The sequence below is a fragment of the Microbacterium sp. 4R-513 genome (genome assembly GCF_011046485.1).
Lineage (GTDB): Bacteria > Actinomycetota > Actinomycetes > Actinomycetales > Microbacteriaceae > Microbacterium.
The window spans coordinates 2,984,841-3,010,547 of record NZ_CP049256.1; the positions used below are offsets into that span (position 1 = coordinate 2,984,841).

General features: G+C 72.0%; 18 protein-coding genes. 10 read left to right on the forward strand and 8 right to left on the reverse strand.

Annotated elements, in window-relative coordinates; genetic code table 11:
- The first annotated feature begins 3 nt into the window (after positions 1-3).
- Together G5T42_RS13105 and G5T42_RS13110 are read left to right on the forward strand one after the other, a co-directional pair.
- Positions 4-675, forward strand: a complete 672-nt coding sequence (locus tag G5T42_RS13105) for a general stress protein (RefSeq protein WP_241245821.1) — start codon at positions 4-6, stop codon at positions 673-675.
- Complete coding sequence (locus G5T42_RS13110) at positions 672-1,349, forward strand: alpha/beta family hydrolase (protein WP_241245822.1); 678 nt, start codon at positions 672-674, stop codon at positions 1,347-1,349. The genes G5T42_RS13105 and G5T42_RS13110 overlap by 4 nt, the downstream gene beginning before the upstream one ends.
- Positions 1,350-1,352: 3 nt before the next feature.
- Here G5T42_RS13110 and G5T42_RS13115 read toward each other — a convergent pair whose 3' ends face one another.
- The 3 genes from G5T42_RS13115 to G5T42_RS13125 all read right to left on the reverse strand — a co-directional run bounded on the left by G5T42_RS13115 (position 1,353) and on the right by G5T42_RS13125 (position 5,711).
- Positions 1,353-3,149 (reverse strand): gamma-glutamyltransferase, encoded by a 1,797-nt coding sequence (locus G5T42_RS13115; protein WP_165129133.1) that lies wholly within the window; start codon positions 3,147-3,149, stop codon positions 1,353-1,355.
- A 13-nt stretch (positions 3,150-3,162) separates the two neighbouring features.
- The gene (locus tag G5T42_RS13120) at positions 3,163-4,602 is read right to left on the reverse strand and encodes an aminopeptidase P family protein (protein ID WP_165129135.1); all 1,440 of its coding nucleotides are present in this window, start codon (positions 4,600-4,602) and stop codon (positions 3,163-3,165) included.
- An 86-nt stretch (positions 4,603-4,688) separates the two neighbouring features.
- Positions 4,689-5,711 carry an endonuclease/exonuclease/phosphatase family protein gene (locus tag G5T42_RS13125; RefSeq protein ID WP_165129137.1) on the reverse strand — a complete coding sequence of 341 codons (1,023 nt, stop codon included), beginning with the start codon at positions 5,709-5,711 and terminating at the stop codon, positions 4,689-4,691.
- 74 nt (positions 5,712-5,785) lie between these two features.
- Here G5T42_RS13125 and G5T42_RS13130 point away from each other — a divergent pair, with 74 nt between their 5' ends.
- Positions 5,786-6,655 carry a PHP domain-containing protein gene (locus G5T42_RS13130; RefSeq protein ID WP_165129139.1) on the forward strand — a complete coding sequence of 290 codons (870 nt, stop codon included), beginning with the start codon at positions 5,786-5,788 and terminating at the stop codon, positions 6,653-6,655.
- Positions 6,656-6,737: 82 nt separating this feature from the next.
- On the opposite strand, the gene G5T42_RS13135 is transcribed toward G5T42_RS13130, so the two are convergent.
- A complete protein-coding gene (locus tag G5T42_RS13135; RefSeq protein WP_165129141.1) occupies positions 6,738-7,127 on the reverse strand; it encodes an SHOCT domain-containing protein in 390 nt (129 codons plus the stop codon).
- A gap of 129 nt (positions 7,128-7,256) precedes the next feature.
- Here G5T42_RS13135 and G5T42_RS13140 point away from each other — a divergent pair, with 129 nt between their 5' ends.
- Positions 7,257-8,168: a DUF817 domain-containing protein gene (locus tag G5T42_RS13140; protein ID WP_165129143.1), complete on the forward strand. Its 912-nt coding sequence runs from the start codon at positions 7,257-7,259 to the stop codon at positions 8,166-8,168.
- Positions 8,169-8,233: 65 nt separating this feature from the next.
- Here G5T42_RS13140 and G5T42_RS13145 read toward each other — a convergent pair whose 3' ends face one another.
- Positions 8,234-9,739, reverse strand: a complete 1,506-nt coding sequence (locus tag G5T42_RS13145; protein WP_165129145.1) for a DEAD/DEAH box helicase — start codon at positions 9,737-9,739, stop codon at positions 8,234-8,236.
- Positions 9,740-9,916: 177 nt separating this feature from the next.
- Between G5T42_RS13145 and G5T42_RS13150 the strand changes: the two genes are divergently transcribed.
- On the forward strand, positions 9,917-10,633 hold the full coding sequence (locus G5T42_RS13150) for a ferritin-like fold-containing protein (protein ID WP_165129147.1): 717 nt from the start codon (positions 9,917-9,919) through the stop codon (positions 10,631-10,633).
- 67 nt (positions 10,634-10,700) lie between these two features.
- On the opposite strand, the gene G5T42_RS13155 is transcribed toward G5T42_RS13150, so the two are convergent.
- Both G5T42_RS13155 and G5T42_RS13160 read right to left on the reverse strand, forming a co-directional pair.
- Entirely contained in the window at positions 10,701-10,988 is a 288-nt protein-coding gene (locus G5T42_RS13155; protein WP_165129149.1) for a hypothetical protein, read from the reverse strand.
- Between the two features lie 8 nt (positions 10,989-10,996).
- Entirely contained in the window at positions 10,997-11,221 is a 225-nt protein-coding gene (locus G5T42_RS13160) for a DUF3107 domain-containing protein (protein ID WP_165129151.1), read from the reverse strand.
- 168 nt (positions 11,222-11,389) lie between these two features.
- On the opposite strand from G5T42_RS13160, the gene G5T42_RS13165 reads away from it, so the two are divergent.
- From G5T42_RS13165 to G5T42_RS13180, 4 genes are all read left to right on the forward strand, one after another.
- Positions 11,390-14,674 carry an ATP-dependent DNA helicase gene (locus tag G5T42_RS13165; protein ID WP_241245823.1) on the forward strand — a complete coding sequence of 1,095 codons (3,285 nt, stop codon included), beginning with the start codon at positions 11,390-11,392 and terminating at the stop codon, positions 14,672-14,674.
- Positions 14,671-18,183, forward strand: coding sequence for an ATP-dependent DNA helicase (locus G5T42_RS13170; protein ID WP_165129155.1), 3,513 nt, complete (start codon positions 14,671-14,673; stop codon positions 18,181-18,183). Before G5T42_RS13165 ends, G5T42_RS13170 begins: the two co-directional genes overlap by 4 nt.
- Before the next feature lie 1,253 nt (positions 18,184-19,436).
- On the forward strand, positions 19,437-20,369 hold the full coding sequence (nudC, locus tag G5T42_RS13175) for an NAD(+) diphosphatase (RefSeq protein WP_165129157.1): 933 nt from the start codon (positions 19,437-19,439) through the stop codon (positions 20,367-20,369).
- Positions 20,366-22,138 (forward strand): ATP-dependent helicase, encoded by a 1,773-nt coding sequence (locus G5T42_RS13180; RefSeq protein WP_165129159.1) that lies wholly within the window; start codon positions 20,366-20,368, stop codon positions 22,136-22,138. Before nudC ends, G5T42_RS13180 begins: the two co-directional genes overlap by 4 nt.
- Positions 22,139-22,909: 771 nt before the next feature.
- Here G5T42_RS13180 and G5T42_RS13185 read toward each other — a convergent pair.
- Complete coding sequence (locus G5T42_RS13185; protein ID WP_165129161.1) at positions 22,910-24,346, reverse strand: zinc-dependent metalloprotease; 1,437 nt, start codon at positions 24,344-24,346, stop codon at positions 22,910-22,912.
- Positions 24,347-24,481: 135 nt separating this feature from the next.
- Here G5T42_RS13185 and G5T42_RS13190 point away from each other — a divergent pair, with 135 nt between their 5' ends.
- Positions 24,482-25,621, forward strand: a complete 1,140-nt coding sequence (locus tag G5T42_RS13190) for a S16 family serine protease (protein ID WP_206535641.1) — start codon at positions 24,482-24,484, stop codon at positions 25,619-25,621.
- Positions 25,622-25,707 lie beyond the last annotated feature (86 nt).

Consider the following 25,707-nt stretch of genomic DNA (forward strand, 5'->3'; position numbering starts at 1 on the left):
GACATGAGCATGATAGGCGGCAGGAGCGCGCAGGGCGCCGGCGAGGTCGGGCAGACCGTCGCGTCCTTCCCCACGTACGAGAACGCGCAGAAGGCCGTCTCGACGCTCATCGCCGCCGACATCCCCGCGCGCGACATCGCTATCGTGGGCCAGGGCCTCCGCTCGATCGAGCGCGTCACCGGACGCCTCGGCTACGCCGCGGCCGCGCGCACCGGCGCCATCAACGGCCTCCTCCTGGGCCTGCTGTTCTCAGCGATCCTCGTGCTCGGATCGCCGTCCGTGCCGATTCAGGCATTCGTCGGCGTCCTCTTCGTCGGCATCGCGATCGGCATGCTCATGAGCATCGTCGCGTACTCGTTCGTGCGCCGCCGTCGGGACTACGCCTCGGTCATGCAGGTCGTCGCCGACCACTACGAGGTGACGGTCGGGGCATCCAGCATCCATCGCGCCCGACAGGTGCTCGGGTCGCCCGAACCCCCGGCCGCGCCCCCTGCGACGCCGACGGCGCCCGCCGCACCGGCGGAGCCCGCCGCCCCGCCGGCAGACGACGACGAGCCGCCGCGCTACGGCGAGCGGGTCGTCGCGCCGCAGACCGAGACGGCCGCCGGTGCCGCGCAGGACGAGTCGACGGATGCCGCGAACGGGCCCGACGCGACGTACCCCGCATCGCCGTGACGGGCGAGGTCGACGTCCGGATCCCCGTCGCCCTTCCCTCGGGCGCCGTCGACGTCTCGGCCGCATGGGCCGTCCCCGACGGCGCGACAGCGGTCGTCGCGATCGCGCATGGGGCCGGCACGGGTTACCCGCATCCGTTCCTCTCCGGTTTCGCGAGGGCACTTCGGGCAGAGGGCTTCGCGACCCTTCGTTTCAACTTCCCGTACTCCGAGGCGGGACGACGGATGCCTGGTCCCGCCGCGCACGCCGTCACGACGTGGGCCGCGGTCGAGGCGTGGATCGCCGAGCGCGCGCCCGGCCTCCCGCTCTGGGCGACCGGCAAGTCGTACGGAGGCCGGATGGCGTCGATGGCGGCGGCCGAGGGCGCCATCGCCCCCGCGGGCCTCGTGTATCTCGGCTATCCGCTCCACCCGCCCGGCGACCCTGCGAAGCCGCGCGTCGCGCACCTTCCGGACGTCGCTCCGCCGCAGCTCTTCGTGGAGGGGACCAACGATCCGTTCGTCGATCCGCACGAGCAGCTCGAAGAGGCCGTCGCCTCATGCCGGGATGCGACCCTGCACTGGATCGAGGGCGGGGGCCACTCCTTCGAGGTGAAGGGGCGCAAGCGACCGGCTGACGAGATCGCCGCCGAGCTCGCGCCGATCGTCGCGGAGTGGATCCGCGGTCGCAGCTGAGGCTCAGCGACCGGCCGCGTAGCCCTGCATGCCGCGCGGGTTCGCCGCAGCCCACACGGTGCCCTTCGCGTGGTCGATGCCCACGGCCGAGATGCGACCCAGCGCCCAGTCTCCCGCCCGGACGACCGTGTGGCCGCGGCGCTCCAGCCCGGCGATGACGTCGTCGCCGAGGCGATCCTCGACGAAGGCGCCCGAGGGATGCCACGTCCGCGGCCAGAACGAGTCCACGAGTGCGATCGAGTGGAAGGTGGGAGCATCGATCGCCTGCTGGGCCGTGTACCCGCCGACGAGCATCCTGACGAGAGCGGGGAGCTGCCACTGCTCCTGCTGATCGCCCCCCGGCGTGCCGAGAGCCATGACGGCGCGGCCGTCGCGCAGCACGAGCGTGGGGGTGAGCGTCGTCCGCGGGCGCGCGCCGGGGCGTAGCGCGCCGGGCGACGCGGGATCGAGCCACATCATCTGCAGCCGGGTGCCGAGAGGGAACCCGAGCTCGGGGATCACAGGGGAGGACTGCAGCCAGCCTCCCGACGGCGTCACCGCGACGATGTTGCCCCAGCGGTCGACGACGTCGATGTGGCACGTGTCGCCGCGGGTCTGTCCCGTCCGGCTGATCGTCGGTTCCTGCGATCCGGGCAGCGCGTCAGGGTCTGTGCGCAGCGGCGGGCGGAACGGCTCGGCGCCCGCCAGAGCGCCCGGCCGCCATTCGTGAGCCGCCGTCTCGCCGAGGAGTGCCCGGCGTTCAGCGGTGAACGCGTCCGAGAGGAGGGCGTCGAGCCGTGCGCCGTCGCCGAGGTGGGCGTCCCGGTCCGCGAGCACGAGCTTGATCGTCTCGAGCAGCGTGTGCGCACCCCGTTCCGTCGAAGGGTCGAGCTCGTCGTCGGGGAGCGGCTCGAGGATCCGGAGCGCCTCGAGGAGGGCGGGGCCCTGGGTCCACGCGCCGGCCTTCGCGACGACGTGGCCGCGGAACTCGGCGGTCGCGGCATCCTCGTATCCCGCATCGAACGTCGCGAAGTCGTCCGTCGTGATGACGGCTGCGTGGTCGCCGCCGGCCGAATGGCGGTGCGGGCGGGCGAGGAAGTCGGATGCGGCGCCCGCGACGAGTCCCGTCTTCCATTCGCGGCGCGCCGTATCGATCCGCGCCGCACGTCCGATCGGCCCCTCGTCGCGCACGGAGTGTCCGGAGCGCACGAGCCGGTCGAGCACGTCGGCATACGCGGGGTTGCGCACGATCGTGCCCGCCTCGGGGACCTCGCCGCCCGGCATCCAGAGGTCCGCGGACGTCGTCCAGTGCTCCTGGAAGAGGCCCGAGACCCGACGGATCGTCGTCGCCGCCTGAGCGAGGAGGGGTGCCCCTTCTCGGGCGTAGTGGATGGCGTACGAGAGTATCTCGGCGAGCTCGCACGTGCCGTGGTCGCGCAACAGGACGAGCCACGCGTCGACGGCGCCGGGGACGGCTGCGGCGAGGCCGCCCGCGCCCGGCACGAGCTCGAGCCCCTCTGAGCGGTAGTGCTCGATCGTCGCCCGCACCGGCGCGGGGCCCTGACCCATGAGCACGACGGGGGTGCCGGGCTCGTCCGCGGTCGCGAAGACGCCCACGAGGTCTCCGCCGGGGCCGTTCAGATGCGGCTCGACGACGTGGAGCACGAAGCCGCCCGCGACGACGGCGTCGAACGCGTTCCCGCCCCGCTCGAGGACGGCCTGGGCGGTCGCGGTGGCGAGCCAGTGCGTCGAGGCGGCCATGCCGAAGCTGCCCTCGAGCGTCGGACGTGTCGTGAAGGCCGGAGGGGGAGTGAAGGTCACGGCGACGCGGACCTCAGGCGCCGATGCCGAGCCGGAGCATCCAGTCCTCGACCTCGTCGGCCGTGCGAGGGATCGCCGCCGAGAGGTTCTCGACGCCGTCCGCGGTCACCAGGACGTCGTCCTCGATGCGCACGCCGATGCCGCGCAGCTCCTCGGGAACCGTGAGGTCGTCGATCTGGAAATAGAGGCCCGGCTCGATCGTGAAGACCATGCCGGGCTGCAGCTCGCCGTCGTAGTACATCTCGCGGCGCGCCTGGGCGCAGTCGTGCACGTCGATGCCGAGGTGGTGGCTCGTGCCGTGCACCATGTAGCGGCGGTGCTGGCCGCCGTGCTCGGCATCCAGCGCCTCCTCGGCCGTGACGGGCAGGAGGCCCCACTCGGCGACGCGCGCGGCGATCACCTTCATGGCCGCCTCGTGCACGGCGCGGAACTTCACACCGGGCTTCGCCACCGCGAACGCGGCGTCCGCGGCTTCGCGCACCGCTTCGTAGACCTTCCGCTGCACCGGCGTGAAGCGCCCGCTCACGGGGAGGGTGCGCGTGATGTCCGCCGTGTACAGGCTGTCGACCTCGACGCCGGCGTCGATGAGGATGAGGTCGCCCGGCACCACGGCGCCGTCGTTGCGGGTCCAGTGCAGGTAGCACGCGTGGGGGCCGGACGCCGCGATGGTGTCGTAGCCGACGGTGTTCCCGTCGCTGCGGGCGCGCTGGTGGAAGACGCCCTCGACGATGCGCTCGCCGCGCGGGTGGTCGATGACGCGGGGCAGCTCGCGGATGATGTCATCGAAGCCCTTGGCGGTCGTGTCGACGGCGAGGCGCATCTGTGCGATCTCGTACTCGTCCTTGATGAGGCGCAGCTCGGACACCGCGCGGGTGAGCGCCTCGTCGTCGCCGACAACGAGGTCGTCGTCGGTCGAGCCGAAGTCGTCGATGTGGGCCGTCCCGAGACCGAGGTCGCCCGCGACGCCGGAGAGGGCGGGTCGGGGACCGATCCAGAACTCGCCGATCGAGGCATCCGCGTAGAACTCGCTCGTCGTGCGGTCGGCGCGCTCACGGAAGAAGAGCGTGACGTCGTGGCCGCCCTCGTCCCGCGGGTCGAAGACCAGCACCGAGTCGGGCTCGCTGTCGGAGGCCCACCCCGTCAGGTGGGAGAAGGCGGAGTGCGCGCGGAACGGGTAGTCGGTGTCGTTGCTGCGCTGCATGAGCCCGCCGGCCGGGACGACCAGGCGCTTGCCGGGGAACGCCGCCGAGAGCCTCTCGCGGCGCGCGGCCGCGTACACGGCCTGAGCACGCTGCGGCGGAGCGAGCTCGGGGCGGTCTGCCCATCCGGTCGAGATCGTGTCGAGGAAGCCCGATCCGTAGGGCTGACGCCGGTTCGTCGACGTCGACGGCCGTTCGGGGGCCTCTGCGGGGGTGTCGGTCGCGATCGTGTCGCTCTCGCCTGAGGTGCTCATGCGTCCAGTGTCGCACGACCAGCCGGCCGCGGAACGGGGTCATCCACCCCGGCGAAGACTCGCGGGCAGCAGGTTCCCGAATCGCGTCAGCCGGCCGGTTCGAGCTGCACGATGAGCGGGCGGTGGTCGCTGCCCGAGCCGTCCAGCGAGCGCAGCACGATCGAGCCGGTCGGCACCCAGTCCTCCGATGCCATCACGTGATCGATCGGCGCGCTGAGAAGCCCCGGGAGGCTCGTCGGCCACGTGCCGACCGCGCCGTTCCCCGTCTCGGAGGCGACGTCGTGGCAGTGGCCGAGCGTTCCGCCGTCGATGCCGAGCCGACCCATGTGGTCGATGGTGGCGTTGAAGTCGCCCGCGAGGATGACGTTCTCGTCCTGGCCGCACTGATCGGCGAGCCACTTCAGGTCGTCGCGCCACCGCCCCATGTACGCGCGACGCGGAGCGACGGCATGCGCGGCGACGACGATGGGCCCGTCGCCGTCGACCGGCATCGCGACGGCGCTCGGCACCGTGGAGGTGTTGGTGGTCCCCTCGACCGACGACTCGATCACGGCGTAGTCGCCGAGTGCGGGCGAGATGAGCAGAGTGGTCGAGCGGGCGTCCCATCCGTCCTCGCCGAACTCGGCGTGGTAGGCCCACATCCGATGCCCGAGGTCGCGCATCGCGACGGCGACCGCCTCGCCCGTCTCGATGGTGGTCTCGGGGAGCGTGACGATGTCGGCATCCATCGCGACCGCGATCTGCGCGACCGACTCGGGCGAGGTCGCCGAGCCCGCGGTGTTCCACGTCATGACGCGGACCGCCCCCGCGGTCTTCTCGGGGAGCGAATCGGTGCCGAGGCCGCGGGACGTCACGATCACGCCGTTCGCGATGACGGCGAGGATCGCGATTACTGCGATCGAGAGCGCGAAGAGGCGCATCGGGCGGATGAGGGCGAGGAGCAGCGCGACGAATGCGACAGCCCCCACGACGACGAGCAGGATCGTGCGGAAAGCCACTGCCTGAGCGACCGGGAAGAGCTGATCGACGCGGAAGAACGAAGGCCAGGTGAGCACCGCGGCGATCAGGGCACTGAGCACCGCAAGGATGATCCCGAGCAAGCGCAGCACGACCGTGACTCTATGTCAGCAGGCTGAGAAGTGCCTGCCCGCAGGCGACCGGAAGCGGGCGCTACGCTCGAGGGATGGCTGGTGGCAGGCGCTTCGAGGGACCGAGCGACCTGCACCTGCATTCGGTCCATTCCGACGGCACCGAATCGGCTGCGCGAGTGATGACCGCGGCGCACAGCAGGGGGCTGCGGACGGTCGCCCTCACCGATCACGACACCACGTCGGGCTGGGCGGAGGCCGCTGAGGCGGCCACCTCGCTCGGCATGACGTTCCTCCCCGGCATGGAGCTGTCGGCCCGGAACGAATGGCGGTCCGTGCACCTGCTCGCGTATCTCTTCGACCCCGACGATCCGGGTCTGCGTGCCGAGATGGAGCGGATCCGCGACGACCGGGTCGGCCGCGCCGAGCGCATCGTCCGGAGCATCGGGCGCGACTACCCGCTCACGTGGGAGGACGTGATGGAGCAGACGGGCGACGGGGCGACCGTCGGTCGCCCGCATATCGCCGACGCTCTCGTGGCACGGGGCCTCGTGGGCTCGCGCGGCGAGGCCTTCGACACGATCCTGCATCCGCGCGAGGGGTACTACGAGGGTCATTACGCCCCGGACGTCGAGAGGGCGGTGGATCTGGTCGTGGCGGCCGGAGGCGCGCCTGTCGTGGCGCACCCCACGCCGTCCGGGCGGGCGCGCATGATGCCCCTCCCGCTCCTCGAGCAGCTCATCGGCCGGGGGCTGGCGGGATTCGAACTGGACCATCGCGAGAACACCGAGGAGGGCAAGCGCATCCTGCGGCGACTCGTGGACAAGCACGACCTGATCGTCACGGGGTCCAGCGACTATCACGGCCTGGGCAAGCCGAACGTGCCCGGTGAGAACACGACGCGCGACGAGATGGTCGAGCGCATCATCGCCCTCGGCACCGGCAGCCGGCCGGTGTATCCCTGACGCGCGAGGAAGCGGCATCCATCGACGAGAACGCCCCGGCCCGCACGCAGCGGACCGGGGCGATGTCAGTGTCGCCGACGGCTCAGGCGAGCGCCTTGGCCTTGATGGCGTCGTACTCGCTCTGAGAGATCGTGCCGGCGTCGAGGAGCGCCTTGGCCTTGGCGATCTCGTCGGCGGGGCTCGCTCCGCCGCCGCCCGCGACCGACTTGATGTATTCGGCCTGCGCGGCCTGGTACTTCCGCGCCTCGGCCTGCGAGCGCTCGCCCATGGAGCGTCCACGCGCGATGAGGTAGACGAGCGCCGTAAGGAAGGGCAGGAAGATCAGGAACAGGATCCACAGCGCCTTCAGCCAGCCGTTCAGCTTGTGGTCGCGGAACAGGTCGGAGATGATCGCGAACAGGACGAACAGGTAGGCGACGAAGAAGAACGCCCACAGGAACCACCAGACGATGTCCCAGAAGTTGCCGAACATGAATGCCTCTTTCGAAAGGGAGGCGGCGAGGGTGCCGCTGGCCACACATTAGCGCTCCCGCCAGGCTCGCAGACGACTGTCAGGCGGCGGTTCGCGTCGGCATCGCCCGCTCTGGGTTACCGTCGTCGCGTGCGCAACTCCACTCCGCTCGAGAGGCGCATCGACGCGGTCGCGCACGTCCTGCTGCGCGATGCGTCGGAGCGGGGAGTGCGCGCCGGACTCGTCGAGTTCGCGGTCTTCGTGCTCAAGCAGGCCTGGGCGTGCATCTTCGGCGCGGCGCTCCTCGTCGTGATCGTCGCAGCGCGGCTCTGGTACCCCGATGATGCGGTGCTCGCACGCAACGACTTCCTGACGATCGCGGCGATCGTCATCCAGATCGTCATGGTCGCCGCGCGGCTCGAGACGGGCCGGGAGCTGTGGGTCATCGTGCTGTTCCACCTGACCGGCACGGTCATGGAGCTCTTCAAGACCGACGTCGGCTCGTGGGCCTACGCCGCCGACGGCGTGCTGCGGATCGGGGGAGTGCCCCTGTTCAGCGGCTTCATGTACGCCGCCGTCGGCTCGTACATGGTGCGCGTCTACCGCCTCTTCGATCTCGGGTTCACGCGCTACCCGCGGCGCTGGCTCACGGTGATCGTGGCGGCCGGGATCTACATCAACTTCTTCACCCACCACTTCTGGATCGACCTGCGATGGGTGCTCCTGGCCGCCGTCGTGCTGCTGTGGCTGCGCACGACGATGTACGCCCGCATCTGGCGGAGGGTGCTGCGGATGCCTCAGCTCGCCGCCTTCGCGGGCGTCGCGCTGTTCATCTACCTGGCCGAGAACATCGGCACGTGGGCGGGTGCGTGGAGCTACCCCGATCAGGTGGACGGGTGGCACCCCGTCGCGCTGTCGAAGCTCGCCTCGTGGTTCCTGCTGATGATCATCTCGGTCGTGCTCGTGACCCTCGTCTACCCGCCGCGACCCCCGACGCCTCTCGAGGAGGACGCCGCGACCGACGCGACGGCGCCACAGGGGGAGGAGACGGAGCGAGCGTAGGACGTCCCGGCGGGGATCGTCCTACGCTCGTGCGTTCTCCTACCGCCGTGCCGGTCAGGCGCCGGTCAGGCGCCCGTCGTCGGGGCGCTGGGGCGGCGACGACGGCGGCGGCGGCGCGCCGCTCCGGGGTTGCCGTCGTGGTGCTCCTTGCCCTGGCCGTCGTGGGTACCGGCGCCTTCGGCCGAACGGTCGGCGGAGGACGAGGCATCCGTCGATCCGCCCTGACCGTCGGGCGAGACGCCCTCGGCGAAGGTGGATCCGATGCCGCTCGCGGCGCGCGAGCGACGGCGACGGCGACGGGTCGTGCCGCCCTCCTCGGTGCCCTCGGCGGCGGCGTCCGCCGCACGGGCCGCGGGCTGCGTCTTCACGGTCTGGGTCTTGGGGGCGGTCGCGATGCGGCCCTTCGTGCCCTCGGGGATGCCGAGATCGCTGAAGAGGTGCGGGCTCGACGAGTAGGTCTCGACGGGCTCGGGCTTGCCGAACTCGAGCGCCCGGTTGATGAGGGCCCACTTGTGCAGGTCCTCCCAGTCGACGAAGGTCACCGCGATGCCCGTCTTGCCGGCGCGGCCGGTGCGGCCGGCGCGGTGGAGGTAGGCCTTGTCGTCGTCGGGGATCGTGTGGTTGATGACGTGCGTCACGTCGTCGACGTCGATGCCGCGAGCCGCGACATCCGTCGCAATCAGCACATCGCGCTTGCCGGCCTTGAACGCGGCCATCGAGCGCTCGCGCGATTCCTGGCTCATGTCGCCGTGGACGGCGGCGGCATTGAAGCCGCGGTCGCCGAGCTCATCGACGAGCCGCTGGGCGGCGCGCTTCGTGCGCGTGAAGATGACGGTCTTCCCGCGGCCGTCGGCCTGCAGGATGCGGGCGATGACCTCGTCCTTGTCGAGCGAGTGCGCGCGGTAGACGAGGTGCTCGATGTTGGCCTGCGTGAGGCCCTCGTCGGGGTCGGTCGCCCGGATGTGGATGGGGTTCGACATGAACCGGCGCGCGAGCGCCACGATCGGCCCGGGCATCGTGGCCGAGAAGAGCTGCGTGTGCCGAACCGCGGGCACCTTCTGGAAGATCTTCTCGATGTCGGGGAGGAAGCCGAGGTCGAGCATCTTGTCGGCCTCGTCGAGCACGACCTCGGCCGCGTGCGAGAGGTCGAGGAGACGCTGGTTGGAGAGGTCGATGAGGCGTCCCGGGGTGCCGACGACGATCTGGGCACCAGCCTTGAGCTGCTCGATCTGGCCCTCGTAGGCCTTGCCGCCGTAGATCGCGACGACGCTCGTCGGACGGTTCTGCGTCAGCATGTCGATGTCTTCGTAGACCTGCACGGCGAGCTCGCGCGTCGGCACGACGATGAGGGCCTTGACGCCCGGTGCCGGGTCGGGACCGAGACGCTGGACGACCGGGATGCCGAAGCCGAAGGTCTTGCCGGTGCCGGTCTTGGCCTGGCCGATGATGTCCTGGCCGGGAAGGCCGAGGGGGATGGTCTGTTCCTGGATGGGGAAAGCGTCGACGATGCCCTTGGAGGCGAGGGCGTCGATGATGTCCTGATCGACGCCGAGGTCGGCGAAGGTCGTCACGATATGAGCCTGTCCGGCGGGAGATGACCGCCTGTTGAGGAGGATCCACGCCCTTCACTCAGCCGCAGGCGCGGGGGCCCCGATCCGTCGCCGGGGACCAGACAAGGATACCGGAGCGGCGTGCCGCCCCAGGGCGTCGCCTCGTGGGCGTGATGGCGCGGCCCTAGGCTGTACTGCGTGTTCGACTGGCTCCTCGGCGGCTCGCGACGTGAATCGCGGTCGCTGCGCCTGCGCTCGCGCGACGAGCTGAGCACGGCGACGCGCGTCGACTTCGAGGAGCTCGCGCCGGACATCAACACCTTCCTGGGCCAGGCCGCCTACCTCCAGCTCGGCTTCTTCGAGACGCTGAGCGAGCTCATCGCGCTCACCCCCGAGCTCTCCAAGAAGGATGCGCTCTCGCGCGCGGCGGGGGCCGCTCTCACCAAGCATGAGGAGCTCGTCAAGCTGATCCGCGAGCGCGGCGACGACCCGACGGCCCTCATGCTGCCCTTCCGCGAGCCGCTCGACGCGTTCCGCACGGCGACGCACGGCGTACGTCCGCAGGAGACGATGCTGTCCGTGCACATCACGGCGGGCATGCTCGACGACTTCTACCTTGCGCTGTCCGCGAGCTACGGCGACACGGGCCGGCGGGTGGCCCGCGTGCTCCGCGGCGACAACGACCGCCAGGCGATCGTCCAGATCATCACCGAGACGATCGGGAGCGACCCGGAGTGGAAGTCGCTCCTCGCCCTGTGGGGCCGGCGCCTCGTGGGCGACACGCTCCTCATCGCGCGTGCGGCCCTCCGCCCGACGACCCTGCGGATCGCCGACGAGGAGAAGGTCGAACCTGTCTTCACCGAGCTGATGGCCGCTCACTCGCGCCGCATGGACGCGATGGGGCTCGCCGCCTAGGACGACCGCCTGTCAGACGACGGATGCCTCGTCCCAGCCGGGACGAGGCATCCGTCGTGTTGCGAAGTCAGACGATGCGCAGGCGCTTGCGCTCTTCGAGATCGTGCGCGCGCCGCGTGCGCGCCAGGAGCGCGACGATCGGCCACGCGAGCCAGGCCACGACGAGGGGGGAGAGCCAGAGCCACGCGCTGTCGAGGCCGAGGCCCGCCCACGTGAGGATCGCCCAAACCAGACCCGCGAGGAACGCCCCGATGACGGGAGCGAGCGCGGCGCCGCGGGTGTCACGTCCGCCGGCCAGGTAGTGCACGGCGAGGCCGACGACGGCCCCGACGATGAAGGCGAGGATGATCTGCATCGCGAGTCCTAGGCGACGAAGCCCACGCGGCGCGACTCTTCGCTGCCGAACTCGATGTAGGCGAGACCAGCCGTGGGCACGATGTACGAGTTGCCCTTGGAGTCGTTGAAGGTGAGGTGCGTCGCGCCCGAGTCGAGGGCTCCCGCGACCGACTTCTTGACGGCGTCGGCCGCCTCGCTCGTCTCGAAGCTGAGCTCACGGCCGGTGTTGGCGATGCCGATGCGGATCTCCACGTGACTGCCTTTCTTCCTCTGCGCGCGCGCCGGACTCCCGGGCGCATGGCAACTCTACGGCAGGGCCCGCACCCCCTCGGCCGGTGTGTCGCTCGCTCTCGGCGAACGGTCCGAGGCGCGCCGCCGAGGTCGACGTCGAGTGTCGGCGGTTCGGGTTACCGTGCTGGTGTGACGCCCCCCTTCGACCTCGACGCCGCACAGCGCTTGGTGGTCGATCTCCCCGTCGGGGCGTCCGGAACGGTCGTCGGCGCGCCCGGTACCGGCAAGACGACGGCTGTCGTCGCCCGGGTCGGGCGCCTGCTGGTCGAGGGGGGTCTCAGCCCCGACGAGGTGCTGGTGCTCACGCCCACGCGGCAGACGGCCACGGCGCTGCGAGACCTGCTCGGCGCGGGGCTCGATCTGGCGACGCCCGGCCCGCTCGCCCGCTCGGTCGCCTCCTTCGCCTTCCAGCTCGTGCGGGCGTCGGCGGTTGCTGCGCACGCCGCGCCTCCGCAGCTCCTCACGGCTGGCGATCAGGACCGCATCGTCGCCGAGCTGCTCGTCGGCGACGAAGAGGATGCCGCGGCCGGCCGCCGGGACCGCTGGCCGGAGGGGATCGGCCCCGCGCTGCGCGCCTCGCGGCAGTTCCGGGCCGAGCTGCGCGCGCTGTCGGCCGAGTGCAGCGAGCGCGCAATCGCGCCCGACGAGCTCGAGGCGGTCGGGCGGGCGTACGACCGTCCCGCCTGGGTCGCGGCCGCCTCCTTCCTCCGGGAATACCGCGATGTGCTGGGGTCGATGCGGTCCGCGCACCGCGACCCGGCCGACCTCGTGCGCGAGGCCGCCGCGCTGCTCGCCGCAGCACCGCTCGGTGACGAGGCCGAGCGCACGCTCGGGCCTGCGGCGCGACTCAAGGCCGTGCTCGTCGACGATGCGCAGGAGCTGACGCCGGGCGGTGTGAGCCTCGTGCGAGCGTTCCGGGCGCGCGGCGTGGCCGTCATCGCCCTCGGCGACCCCGACATCGGATCCGGCGCCTTCCGCGGCGCGAGCCCGACCCTCTTCGCCGACCTGGCAGAGACGCTCGGCCCCACGTGCGTGCTCGAGGAGCCGCACCGGGCCGTATCCGGCCTCACGCGGCTCACCCGCAGCGTCACCGAGGCGATCGGAGCGTCCGGCACCGTCGTGCACCGACGGCCGCCCGGACCCGCGATGCCCGACGACGGGTCCGTCGTCGCGGTCGTCGCGCCCTCGCCGTTCGAAGAGATCGACCGCATCGCCCGGCTGCTGCGCGAATGGCACGTTCTCGACGGCGTGCCGTGGGCTCGCCTGGCCGTCGTGGCCCACGACACGCGCCAGGTCGCCGACCTCGAGATCGAGCTGTCCGCCCGCGAGGTGCCGACCCGGGCCGGCGCGCTCTCGCGTCCGCTCGGCGGCGAAGCGGTCGTGCGCGACTTGGTCGAGTTCGTGCTGCTCGGGATCGCACCGCCCGCCGAAAGGTCGTACGAGGAGCTCACGACGGCGCTGCTCTCGCCGTTCGGGGGACTGGATGCCGTGAGCCTGCGCCGCCTCCGCGCACGACTGCGCCACGCCGAGTTGCGGCGGGCGCAACAGCCCGACTCTGCGCCCCCGCGAGTGGCGCGCGAACTCCTGTGCGAGGCGATGGAGCACCCGCTCGGGCTCGTCGACCTGGATTCGCCAGAAGCCCGCTCGGCGGAGCGGGTGGCCACGACCCTCGCGCAGCTCAATGAGGCGGCCGAACGGGGTGCGAACGTCCACGCACTGCTGTGGACCGTCTGGGAGCGTGCGCGCGACATCTCCGGCCGTCCGCTGTCCGCCGTGTGGAGCGAAGTCGCCGGCGCCCCCGGCGTCTTCTCCGCCGAGGCCAACCGAGCCCTCGACGCCCTCGTCGCCCTGTTCGATGCGGCCAAGCGCTTCGTCGAGCGCGCGCCGCGCGAGAATCCGGCCGTGTTCCTGCGTCGCATCGTCGACAGCGCCGTGCCCGAAGACATCCTGACGGCGCCCGACCGCTCCGAGTCCGTGTCGATCCTCACCCCGGCGTCAGCCCTCGGCGCCGAATTCGAGGGAGTCGTCATCGCCGGGATGCAGGACGGCGTCTGGCCGAACCTCCGCCCCCGCGGCGGCACCCTCGGCGCCTGGCGCCTCGCCGACGACATCGAGGCGTGGCGCGCGGGCCGCGAGGCTCCCGTCGCGCCGGCGGCGCTGGATCGCCGCCGGGAGGCCCTGCACGATGAGCTGCGGCTCTTCGTCCGCGCCATCTCGCGCGCCCGCACGCGGCTCGCCGTGACGGCCGTCGACGACGACGACCGCGGGCCGAGCCCGCTGTTCTCGTTCCTTCCCGAGCCCGACGAGGGCGCTCTCGAGAAGGCCGAGGTGCAGCATCCGCTCACTCTGCGGGGTCTCGTGGCGCAGCACCGCCGCACACTCACGACGTCCCCGGCCGCGGCGGCGCGCGAGCACGCGGCCGAACAGCTCGCGGTGCTCGCTCGCGAGGGCGTGACCGGAGCGGCGCCCCGCCAATGGTTCGGCGTGGCTCAGCCGTCCGTGGTGGGGCCGCTGCGCGATCCGGAGCGCGGTCCCGTGCCCGTCTCGCCGTCGAAGCTCAAGACCTTCAGCGAGTGCGGCCTGGACTGGGCCATCCGGGCGCTCGGCGGCGACACGCGGACATGGTCGGCCGGCGCGGGGACGATCCTCCACGCGGCGATGGAGGAGGTGCCGTCCGGCGACCTCGAAGAGCTGCGCGCCATCGTCGACGACCGCTGGGGCGAGCTCGAGTTCGAGGCGGAATGGCTCTCGCGCAAGGAGCGCGCATGGGCCGAGACACTGGTCGAGCGTCTGCACCGCTACCTGCATTCCTTCCACTCCCACGAGGGGCGGACGATCGGCGCCGAGGCGCGGTTCCGTCTCGCGGTCGGGATGGATGCCGAGGCCGGAGGCGTCCCGCCCGTCCGCGTCGTCGAAGACGGGGCTCGGGTGGGCGACGGGCGCTGGGCCCTGCTGAGCGGGTCCATCGACCGCGTCGAGGTCTATCCCTCGGGCCGCGGCGAGGCGCTGGCTCTCGACGACACGGCGCCGGGGTCTGAGCGGGTTGTGATCGTCGACCTCAAGACCGGCCGGTCCGAGGCGCGGGTGAGTGACGACAAGGTCGGCGACGACCCTCAGCTCGCGGCTTACCAGCTCGCCTTCCTGGAGGGCCTCGTGCCGGGCGCCGAGAGCGCGGTCAATGCGGGGGCACGGCTCATCGTGCTGTCCAAGACGACTCAGAAGGAGCCGCACTACCGGCTCGCCCGTCAAGCGCCGATGACCGACGATGCGAGAGCGGCGTTCCTCGGAGCGATCTCAACGGCGGCGAATGCCATGGCGTCCGAGCGGTTCGACGCGCCGATCGACGCGCATTGCGCGACCTCCCGCTTCGGCGTGTGCGCGCTGCATGCCGTGAAGGCGGTGTCGGCATCATGACCAGCGTGCTCGCCCTCGACGAGCTGGAGGAGTTCGACGCGGAGCCGTCCTGGAGCGGCCCGCTCACCATTCCGGCCGCCGTCATCGCGGTCGCACTCGGCCTCCCGCGGCCCACCGCCGATCAGGCGGCCGTCATCGAGGCGCCTCCCGCACCGGCGATCGTCATCGCGGGCGCCGGCAGCGGCAAGACCGAGACGATGGCGGGGCGCGTCGTGTGGCTCGTCGCCAACGGCCACGTCCGCGCCGACGAGGTGCTCGGCCTCACCTTCACGCGCAAGGCGGCGGGTGAGCTCGCGGAGCGCATCCAGAAGCGGCTTTCGACGATCGGCGAGTACGAGCGGCGCGGCCTGCTGCCCCACCTCGAGCGCATCGAGGAGCGCGGAGATCTCGCGCGCTTCTGGGACCAGCACGCCGGCACGCCTCCGCGGGACCGCCAGGCCGCGTTCGGCGCGATGCTCGACGGCCTCGCGGTCGAGTTCGGCACCGCCGTGCGCTCCGGCAGCACGGCCGACGACCTGCTGCAGCGCGCGCGCGTCTCGACCTACAACTCTTTCGCCGACGCGATCGTCCGCGAGCACGGTGCGCGAATCGGCCGCGACCCCGACTCCGCCTTGCTGAGTCAGTCTGGTTCGTGGCTCTTGGCGCGCAGGGTCGTCATCGGGTCGCAGGACGAGCGGCTCGCCGAGCGCGAAGAGGCGTTCTCGACCGTCGTCGACGCCGTTCATCGTCTCGCGGGCGAGGTGCTCGACAATCGGGTCGACCTCGACGAGCTCGCCGCCTTCGGGGAGCGCTGGGCCGGCCGCCTCGCGGATGTGTCATGCCGCCTCAAGAAGCACCAGGATCTCGTCGCCGGCGCACGCAAGAACCTGAGCGGCCTTCCGGTCCTCGCGGGACTCATCGCCGACTATGCGACGCGCAAGCACGCCGACGACACGCTCGACTTCGCCGATCAGGTCGCCGGCGCGCTTCAGATCGTCGAAGCGGCACCGGATGTCGCGGCCGAGCTTCGTGACCAGTACCGCGTCGTCCTGCTCGACGAATACCAGGACACCTCCGTCATCCAGACCGACCTTCTCGCCGCGATCTTCCACGACACCGCCGTCATGGCGGTCGGGGACCCGCAGCAGTCGATCTACGGCTGGCGCGGGGCATCCGCCGACAACCTCGCGGCGTTCCCGCGGGCCTTCGCGCGCACGACGGCCGCGAGCCGGCACGGCCTGATGATCAGCTGGCGCAACGACCTGGGCATCCTCACGGCGGCGAACGCGATCCTGGCGGGCGGCGCCGCGGGCACCGTCGGCGTCGAGCGGCTCGCCGCGCGTCCCGGCGCCCGCGAGGGACGCGTCGCCCACGTCTTCGCGGCCTCGGTCGACGACGAAGCCCGCGAGGTGGCGGACTGGTTCGCCCGCGTGCGCGCCGAGCACGCTGCGACGACGGATGCCCCGCACTCCGGCGCCGTCCTCTTCCGCACCAAGCGCCACATGCAGCTCTTCTCCGACGCCCTCAACCGGGCGGGCGTGCCCAACCGCATCCTCGGCCTCGGCGGGCTGCTCTCCGCCCCCGAGGTCGTCGACGTCATCTCGGCGCTGCGGGTCGTGCACGACCCGTCCCAAGGGTCGGCGCTCCTGCGCATCCTGTCGGGACCGCGGTTCTCGATCGGCGTCCCCGACCTCGCGGCACTCCACGCCCTGGCCGAGACACTCGCCCGCCGCGATGCGACCCTCACGCCGTTCGACGACGAGCTCGCGCAGCGCATCCGCGGTTCGGCAGGCGCCGACGAGCAGGTCTCGATCATCGACGCGCTCGAATTCGTCCGGCGCGCGGCGGACGAATACCGGCTCCTCGCCGACATCTCGCCGGAGGGTCGCGCGCGCCTCCGCGAGGCGGGGGAGCTCTTCGAGCGCCTTCGTCGCGCCGTCGGCCAGCCGATCCCCGACCTCATCCGCATGATCGAACTGGAGTTGCGCCTCGACATCGAGCTCGCCGCGAACGAGAGCCGTGGGCCCGCCCGGATCGCGTCGTCCCGGCTGCGGTCGTTCCTCGACGAAGTCCGTTCCTTCCTCCTCGCCGACGACCGCGGTTCGATCGGCAGCCTCCTCGCCTGGCTCGACCACGCGGAAGAGACGGACGAGCTCATGCCGCGGCCGGAACCGCCCGAGCCGGGCGTCGTCCAGCTTCTGACGATCCACGGGTCGAAGGGTCTCGAGTGGGACGCCGTCGCCGTCGTGCGCCTCGTCGAGCAGGAGCTCCCGAAGGCGCCCCGGACGGTGGCGGGATGGCTCGGCTTCGGCGTGCTGCCCTATGCACTCCGCGGCGACCGTGATGCGCTTCCCCGGCTCGCATGGGATCACGCCGACGACGACGTCGATCTCGCGCCGGCCATCGAGGCGTTCCGGGAGGCGGACCGCGCCCATCAGGAGCGGGAGGAGCGCCGCCTCGCCTACGTCGCGGTCACGCGCGCTCGATCCGATCTGCTCCTCACCGGTGCGCACTGGGCCGGCCAGCAGTCGGCTCGCAAGCCCAGCCGCTATCTGCAGGACATGCTCGTCGCCCTCGGACGCGATGAGATCGACGCCTCGGACCCCGGCGAGAATCCCTACCTCGAGCAGGGGGGCCGCATCCTCAGCTGGCCGCTCGACCCGCTCGGCGATCGCTGCCCGCTGGTCGAGCGCGCCGCCGCGGAGGTCGCCGCCGCGGCAGAGCGCTCACCGCAGCCCGACGCCGTGCTCGAGCCTCTGCTCCGCGAAGCCGAGCGTCGTCGTCGCGGCCAGACCGCCGAGGCGCCGGCTCGCATCGGCGCCTCGCGGTTCAAAGACTTCGTGGGGGATTACGGGGCGACTGTGCGCGCGATCGCGAGGCCGCTCCCCGAGCGCCCCTACGGCGAGACGCTCCGCGGCACGCTGTTCCACGCGTGGGTGGAGCAGCGATCCGGGATCGCCGGCCGAGGCGGTTCGCTCGACGACGCCCTGTGGGAGCTCGATGAGGACGTGCCCGAGACCGAGGTGTCGATCGAGGAGGAGCACGCGCTCGCGCAGCTCAAGGCGACGTTCGAGGCCTCGGAGTGGGGCCCGCTCCAGCCGATCGAGGTCGAGACCGAGATCGACATCACTCTCGCGGGCGCGGAGCAGCTCGGCCACGTCATCTGCAAGCTCGACGCGGTCTACCGCCGCACCGACCGCGGCGGCCGCATCGAGATCGTCGACTGGAAGACGGGCCGGCCGCCGACCTCGGCGGCAGACCGCGAGGAGCGGATGCTGCAGCTCGCCCTCTACCGGCTCGCCTACCACAAGCGGCACGGCGTGCCCCTCGAAGAAATCGACGTCGCGCTGTACTACGTCGGCGCGAACCTCGTGATCCGCTCGGACCGGGTCTACTCCGAGGAGGAGCTCGTCCAGCGCTGGAACGCCGCGCGCGAAGCGCGCTCGGCCTCGACCTCTTCGTCCACGTCGGCCGCGACGAGCGACGGGGCGACCGACACCTCGATGGGTGCGGTCGACACGTCGTCGTAGACCCCGGCGGCGACGGGCTCGCGCTCGGGCTGCAGCTCCACGCGCACGTCCGCCGAGGCATCCGTGGACGCGTCCTGGTCTTCCGTCGCGAGCCAGAGCGAGAGCTCTTCGGGGTCGTACGCGTCGGTCTGCATCGACGTGTCCACGGCAGGCGTCGATTCCGGCACCCGTCCGAGAAGCGCGATCGCGCTGTCGACGTCCAGATCGCCGTCGGGTACGAGGTCGTCGCCCCGCACTCCGTCGGCGAGCGATTCCAGGAGGCCCACGGCGTCGCTCACGATGTCGTCGCGGCCGGCCTCGTGGCCGTGCACGAGCCACTTCGCGAACTCGAGCTCGGCATACAGGCGCGCGCGCTCACGCACGAGGCGGTCCGGTGCCCTGCTCGTCGTCGCGGCGTAGGAGGCGTAGACGTCGTCGGCCGCGGCCGGGGCCGATGCGAGCCACTGGAGGTCGGTCGCGGGGTCGCCCACCTGGAGTCCGTGCCACTCGAGCAGCCCGGTGACGCGAGGCACCCCGTCGACGTCGTCGAAGAGGAAGGAGGCGGCGCCCGCCCCGCCGAGCACGACCGCCGACTCGAAGCGCCACAGCACGTCGGACTCGATGGCGCGTGTCCAGCGTTCGAGCAGAGCCGATGGAACGGCCTTGGTCGCACGCGCTCGATCAACCAGACGCCGGGCGTCGTCGCGGATCTGCTGCGGGGTGCGGACGGGCAGTCCCTCGGTGCGGACGATCGAGAGCGGCAGGGCGTGCAGAGCCGCGAGGGCTTCGCCCACGGAAGTCGCGGCTCCACGTCCCGGGGGAAGGTGACCGGCATCGACCCGATAGCCGGGAAGGAAGTCGACGACGACGACCCGCGCATCGCCGAGACCCGCCTCGCCCAGCAACTCGGGGGCGCGGAAGGGGAGCAGGCCCCGGACGCCGGGGGTCAGCGCGCGGAGCGCGCGCACCTGGGCGGCCAGTTCGTCGGCCGCTTCGGAGTCGGCCGGAGCGCGCACGACGACACGCCGCCCGTCGTCGAGCTGGGCCAGGGCGGAGTCGTAACGACCCGCTGCGCCCTCGGTCAGGGCACCGGCCCCGACGACGCCGACCCGGGGCAGAGCCGACGTCACGGACGCGGCTAGAGTGAAGGGAGAGCGTGCCATGTGCCCAGGGTAGGTCGGGCCCCGCCGCGAACCCCCACGCCACGCCCTGGCACGCCGGACCCCGCCGACGACCGTCGCATCGTGGCTTCCGACGACGCAGAGAGGTGCTGGATGACGACGCCCGACGGCTTGCATCCCGCGCTCACCGACTCCGGCATCGACCGCGCCGCCGAGGAGCGCTCGACCGACGGGCTGCTCGACGGTGCGCGGATGGATGCCTCGTCCCGAGTGCTCGTCCTGCATGGCGATGCGGCGCCCCTCGGTCCGTTCGATGGGGCCGGGGAGCGGAATCCATCCCTCCACTTCGTCGCGGCGGCGGACGTTCCGGACGGCGCCCGCTGGGCGTTCCTGGGGCGCGATGCGGCCGGCGCGGCGATCCTCGGCGCCGTCTTCCCGCAGGACGCGGAGCCGCCCTTCGAGGCACCCAGCGGCTGGGGCGGACTGCGGGTCGTCGGCGGCGATCTGTCGCCCGCAGAGTCCGGCGTCTTCGTCGAGGCGCTCAGCCTCGGACGATGGCTCCTCGACGCACCGTACTGCCCGGCATGCGGCACGCTGACCGAGTTGCGCAACGCCGGCTGGTCCCGGCACTGCCCGAACTGCGGCCGCGAGCACTTCCCTCGGACGGACCCCGCGGTCATCGTGGCGATCACGAGCGCGACCGACCCCGACGCGCTCCTGCTCGGGTCCAACGCCCTGTGGGGGGCGAACCGCTTCTCGTGCTTCGCCGGCTTCGCCGAAGCGGGAGAGTCCCTCGAGTCGGCGGTCGTGCGCGAGGTCCGCGAGGAGTCCGGCGTCGTGGTCCGCGACCTCCGGTACCGCGGCTCGCAGGCATGGCCCTACCCGCGGTCGCTCATGGTCGGGTTCCTCGCGACGGCGATCGACGACGCGGCCGCCGAGGCCGACGGCGACGAGATCGCGGCCGTCCGGTGGTTCACGCGCGCAGAGATCGGGGCATCCCTCGCCGGCGAGGGCGATCTGCTCCTGCCCGGCCGGGCCTCGATCGCGCATCGGCTCATCTCGGGCTGGCACGCGGGGGCGGCATGACCGACCGCGCGCTCGAAGGACTCGACGAGCGACAGCGGGAGGCGGCGTCCACGCTGCGCGGACCCGTCGTCGTGCTCGCCGGCGCCGGCACCGGCAAGACCCGGGTCATCACGCGTCGCATCGCGCACGGCGTCGACACGGGCGCCTACTCACCGAGCCGCGTCATGGCCGTGACCTTCACGGCGAAGGCCGCGGGCGAGATGCGCGGACGTCTGCGCGCGCTCGGCGTGGAGGGTGTCGCCGCGCGCACGTTCCACGCCGCCGCGCTGGCGCAGCTCAACTTCTTCTGGCCCACGCTCACGGGCGACACGGCGCCGTCGATCGTCGACAACAAGGTGCGACTGCTCGCACACGCTGCTGACAGCCTCGGCATCGATCCCGACGTCGCGACGCTCCGCGACGTGGCGAGCGAGATCGAGTGGCGCAAGGTCACGCTCCGCAGCGTCGAGGCGTACCTCGCCGTCCGACCCCACGGCGTGGGGCGTCTCGAGGCGAGCCGCGTGGCCGATCTGCAGCGGGCGTACGAGAAGCTCAAGGACGAGCGCCGGCAGCTCGACTTCGAAGACGTGCTGCTCGCGTGCTGCGGAATGCTCGAGGCCGAGCCGAAGGTGGTGATGGCCGTGCGCGAGCAGTACCGGCACTTCACCGTCGACGAGTTCCAGGACGTGTCGCCTCTGCAGCACCGCCTGCTGGAGCTGTGGGTGGGCGACCGCAAGGACCTCTGCGTCGTCGGCGACGCGAGCCAGACGATCTACTCGTTCGCGGGAGCCGACGCCCGGTTCCTGCTCGACTTCGAGAGTCGCCACGACGGCGCGAGGGTCGTGCGGCTGGAGAAGAATCACCGGTCGGATGCCTCGATCCTGGCGGTCGCGAATGCGCTCATGCGGGATCGTCCCGGCGCGCTCGTGCTGACCGCGGCCCGCGAGCCCACTCCCGATATGGCACCCGAACCGCCGACAGCCACGGCGTACGCGGATGACGTCGCCGAAGCGCGGGGCGTCGCAGACGCCATTCGCCGCCGGCTCGACGCGGGAACCGATCCCCGGCGTATCGCCGTGCTCTACCGCGCGCACGCGCAATCGGCCGAGATCGTCAAAGCCCTCGCCGACGCGGGGATCGCGACGAGCGTCCTCGGCGGCCGGCGCTTCTTCGACATCCCTGAAGTCCGCCAGGCTGTCATGGCGCTGCGGGCGGCAGCCGTCGCGCCCATCGACACGGCGTTCCTCGACAGCGTGCGCGACGTCCTCCGCAACCTCGGCCTCACGAACGAGGCCCCGGAGGCGGGCGGGGCCCTGCGCGACGCGTGGGAGGCTCGTGCCGCGCTTCTGCGACTCGCGGAGGAGGCGCCGCCCGGGACGACCCTCCGCTCGTTCAGTGACGATCTGGTCGCGCGCGCGAAGGCGCAGGACGAGCCGGCGCTGCGCACGGTGACCCTCGCTACGCTCCACGCCGCGAAGGGGCTGGAGTGGGATCACGTCCACCTCGTCGGGCTCGCCGAGGGGCTGCTGCCGATCGGCTACGCGACGACGTTCGAGCAGGTCGACGAGGAGCGGCGCCTCGCGTACGTCGGCATCACGCGGGCCGCGCGTACGCTCTCACTGTCGTGGTCGCCGGGGCTTCGCGGACGGGCGCCCTCCCGATTCCTGCGAGAGATCGGCAGCGGCACGCTTCGTGCGGTCGATGGGACCGCGTCATCCGAGCCCCGGTCACGGCGCGGATCGACAGCGACCGCGACGTCTGCCGCGCGCGGTGACGCTCGGCGTCGCTGAGAAGCCGCGCCGCGGCGAGGCCCGCCTCCCACACGAGCGCCTCCTCGACGGCCGGGGCCGGTCGTCCGAGCAGCTGGGCCGCCAGGTGCGGCCACGCCGGATCGGCGTCGATGCGATGCGCAGCCACGCATGCGAGGCAGGGCGTCTCGCCGGGGCGGACGAACGGCCCGATCTCGACACTGCCGCCGCCGAACACCACGGGCAGGTGGGGGATGTCGCGGCCCAGGACGACGGCGGCGCGACGCGGCTCGACGACGTGCTGGGCGAGCATCACGACCGGCGTGCGGGTGTCGCTCGTCGCGCCGAGGACCCCCGACCACGGTTCGGCCGCCGACACCTCGAGGTCGGCGGAAGCCAGCGCCTGAGCGACACCGTCGACGATTTCGCGGGAGATGCCGTCGGACACCTGCAGCACGACGTCGCGCCGGCTCGTCGACGGGGGTTTCGCGAGGGCTCGGCCGATGCGCTCGACGAACAGCGCCGCCTCGCCGCTCGCGGCGCCCATCGCGGTCCCCACCGCGTCGAGGGCGGCGGGCGGAAGACCGTGCTCGAGCTCCCGGACGAGCCGCTCCTGCCACGGCTCGACGTGGTCGACGATGGCCACCGCGTCGAGACCGAACTGGAGGGTCGAGGCATCCCGCCACAGCGGCGGATGTGCGGGATCGAGGCGCAGCATCCCTCGATCATCACGTCCATCGGCGCGAGGTCGCCTCGTATCCACAGCGCGCGCACCGCTTGCGGCCGAGCCGCGGGGCCTGGGGAGGAGAGGACTCAGACCGGTCGCTGGTCCTCGGGCCCGCCCGACTCGGGCCGCTCTTCGCCGTCGGGCGACGAGGCATCGCCGTCGGGCGACGAGGCATCGCGGTCGGGCTGCGGGGCGCTGTCGCCGCGCTCGCGCGCGAGGAGCTGCTCGAGAGCGTCGTCCAGCGCATCGCGCACGGGCTCCTCGCCGCGGGCTCGCGCCTGCAGGCGCGCGACGAGGGCCGAGGGATCGTCGATGTCCTCGGATGTCGGCATGAGGTCCGGGTAGTCCCACAGGGCGTCGCGGGCGCTCACGCCCACGGCATCCGTCACCGCCCGCCACATCGCAGCGGCTTCGCGCATGCGCCGCGGGCGCAGCTCCAGCCCCACGAGCGAGCCGAGCGCCTGCTCAGCCGGTCCGCCCACGGCGCGGCGTCGGCGCACGGCCTCGGCGATGCGCTCCGCGGAGGGGAGACGGCTCGTCGCCTGGGCGGTCACGACGTCGACCCATCCCTCGATCGTCGCGAGGAGGTTCTCGAGCTTCGTGAGTGCGACGGTCTGCGCCTCGGACCGGGCCGGCAGCAGCGCGCCGCTCTCGAGGGCGCTGCGAAGCTCCTCCGGCTCGGAGGGGTCGAAGCGGGAGGCGAGCTCTTCGAGGGCCTCGGTGTCGACGTGGATGCCCCGGGCGAACTCGGTGATCTGCGAGATGACGTGCAGGCGCAGCCACCGCGCGTGCCGGAACAGCCGCGCGTGCGCGAGCTCACGGGTCGCGATGTACAGCGCGAGCTGGTCTTCGGGGATCTCGAGGTCACGGCCGAAGTCGGCGAAGTTCTGCGGCAGGATCACGGCTTCGCCGCCGGGGAGCAGCGGGATGCCGACATCGCCGCCGCTGACGACCTCGAGGGACAGCCGCCCGACCACCTGGCCGAGCTGCGTCGCGAAGAGCGATCCGCCGACGGTGCGCATCAAGCGGCCGGCACCCTGGACGAGACTCTGCATGTCGTCGGGCGCCTGGTCGCGCAGCGCGTCGGTGAGGGCGTCGGCGATGCTCGTCGCCACGGGCTCGGCGAGCTCCTGCCACACCGGGAGGGTCGCCTCGACCCAGCCGCCACGGGTCAGCGCTCGGGGAGCGGTCGCGAGCTCCGAGATCGTCGTCGCCTCGCTGAGCCACAGGGTCGCGAGGGCGAACGCCTGATCGAGGTCGGTGCGCTGACCGGCGGTGACCCCGAGTCCGTCCTGGTTCGCGATGTGCAGCGCCTGACGCTGAGCGAGGTCCCACGAGATCTCGCCGTTGCCCGCGAAGGCGCCCTGGAGGTTCTGCATGATCGTCTGCATCATGGCCGGGTCGATGCCCATGCCGGTCAGGCGCGACAGCTGCTCGGGGTCGATGCCGTCGGCACCTCCGCCGAACAGCTGACGGATCAGCTCCTGGAACTCCTCTTCGGGGCTGCGATCGTCGTCTGCCACTTCAGCCGCCTTTCAGCCGGGTGATGAGCTTGCGCTCTACGCTAGTCGCACGCATCCTCGCGCTCCCCGGCCCGGACCTTCACGCTGTACGCCGGTCGCGAACGACACGCGATTCACCGCAAGAAAGGTCCGCCCGTGGCGCTGTTCGACGAGAACGTCACTCTCACGCCTGCTCCCCGGCGGCGGATGACCCGCAGCGCCCTCGCGGGTGTCTGGGCGCTCGCGATCGCGATGGTCATCCTCCTCGTGCTCACGTTCCTCCCCACCGCGTACGTCATCCAGCGTCCCGGCCCCGTCTACAACACCCTCGGGACGGCCGCGTCATCGGACGGCGAGGAGGTGCCCCTCATCTCGGTGGACGGCGCCGACACCTACCCGACCTCGGGAGCCCTCGACCTGCTGACGGTCCAGGTCGTCGGCAACCGCGAGCGCACCCCGAACTGGGTCGAGCTTGCGACGGCGTGGTTCGACCCCACCAAGGCCGTCCTCCCGATCGACGCCGTCTTCCCGGCCGACCAGAGCAGCGAGGAGCGCAACGCCGAGAGCTCGGCCATGATGATCGACTCCCAGAAGGAGGCGACGGCGGCCGCCCTGAGCGAGCTCGGGTACGACGTCGTGCCGCAGCTCACGGTGCACTCGTTCACGGAGGACTCGGCGGCGGCAGAAGTGCTCGAGGAGGGCGACGTCATCCTGGCGGCGAACGGCACCCAGGTCACCAGCGGCGATCAGCTGCGGGACATCGTCAACGCGGGCGACGGCGCGCCGGTCGACCTCACGATCGACCGCGGCGGCGCGGCGATGAACGTGACCGTCACGCCGCGCGAAGCCGAGATCGACGGGCAGACGCTGTGGCTGCTCGGCATCACGCTCCTCAACGACTACGAGTTCCCGATCGACGTGACGATCCAGCTCAACAACGTCGGCGGCCCGAGCGCGGGGATGATGTTCGCGCTCGGGATCATCGACACGCTCACGCCCGGCGAGCTCAACGGAGGCCAGAACGTCGCCGGCACCGGCACGATCACGGCCGACGGCGTCGTGGGGCCGATCGGGGGCATCCAGCAGAAGATGTGGGGCGCCGTGGGCGCCGGCGCCGACTGGTTCCTCGCCCCCGCGGCGAACTGCGACGAGGTCGTGGGCCACATCCCGCCCGGCCTGCGGGTCTTCTCCGTGGAGACGCTCGACGACTCCCTCGACGCGCTGAGCGCGATCCGCGAGAAGGGCGATCTCGACGCCCTCCCGACGTGCACCGCGGACGCCGCCGACCGGTCGTGAGCCCCCTGCGCGATCCTCTCCCCGGGCACCCGTCGGAGTGCGCGCAACTCCGAGAGTTCGCCGAGCGCGGACTCGGCGTTCCTCCA

Coding starts and splice junctions, on each gene's coding strand:
- G5T42_RS13105 (WP_241245821.1), top strand. CDS start 4: ATGAGCATGATAGGCGGCAGGAGCGCGCAGGGCGCCGGCGAGGTCGGG.
- G5T42_RS13120 (WP_165129135.1), bottom strand. CDS start 4,602: ATGAGCACCTCAGGCGAGAGCGACACGATCGCGACCGACACCCCCGCA.
- G5T42_RS13130 (WP_165129139.1), top strand. CDS start 5,786: ATGGCTGGTGGCAGGCGCTTCGAGGGACCGAGCGACCTGCACCTGCAT.
- G5T42_RS13135 (WP_165129141.1), bottom strand. CDS start 7,127: ATGTTCGGCAACTTCTGGGACATCGTCTGGTGGTTCCTGTGGGCGTTC.
- G5T42_RS13155 (WP_165129149.1), bottom strand. CDS start 10,988: ATGCAGATCATCCTCGCCTTCATCGTCGGGGCCGTCGTCGGCCTCGCC.
- G5T42_RS13170 (WP_165129155.1), top strand. CDS start 14,671: ATGACCAGCGTGCTCGCCCTCGACGAGCTGGAGGAGTTCGACGCGGAG.
- nudC (WP_165129157.1), top strand. CDS start 19,437: ATGACGACGCCCGACGGCTTGCATCCCGCGCTCACCGACTCCGGCATC.
- G5T42_RS13180 (WP_165129159.1), top strand. CDS start 20,366: ATGACCGACCGCGCGCTCGAAGGACTCGACGAGCGACAGCGGGAGGCG.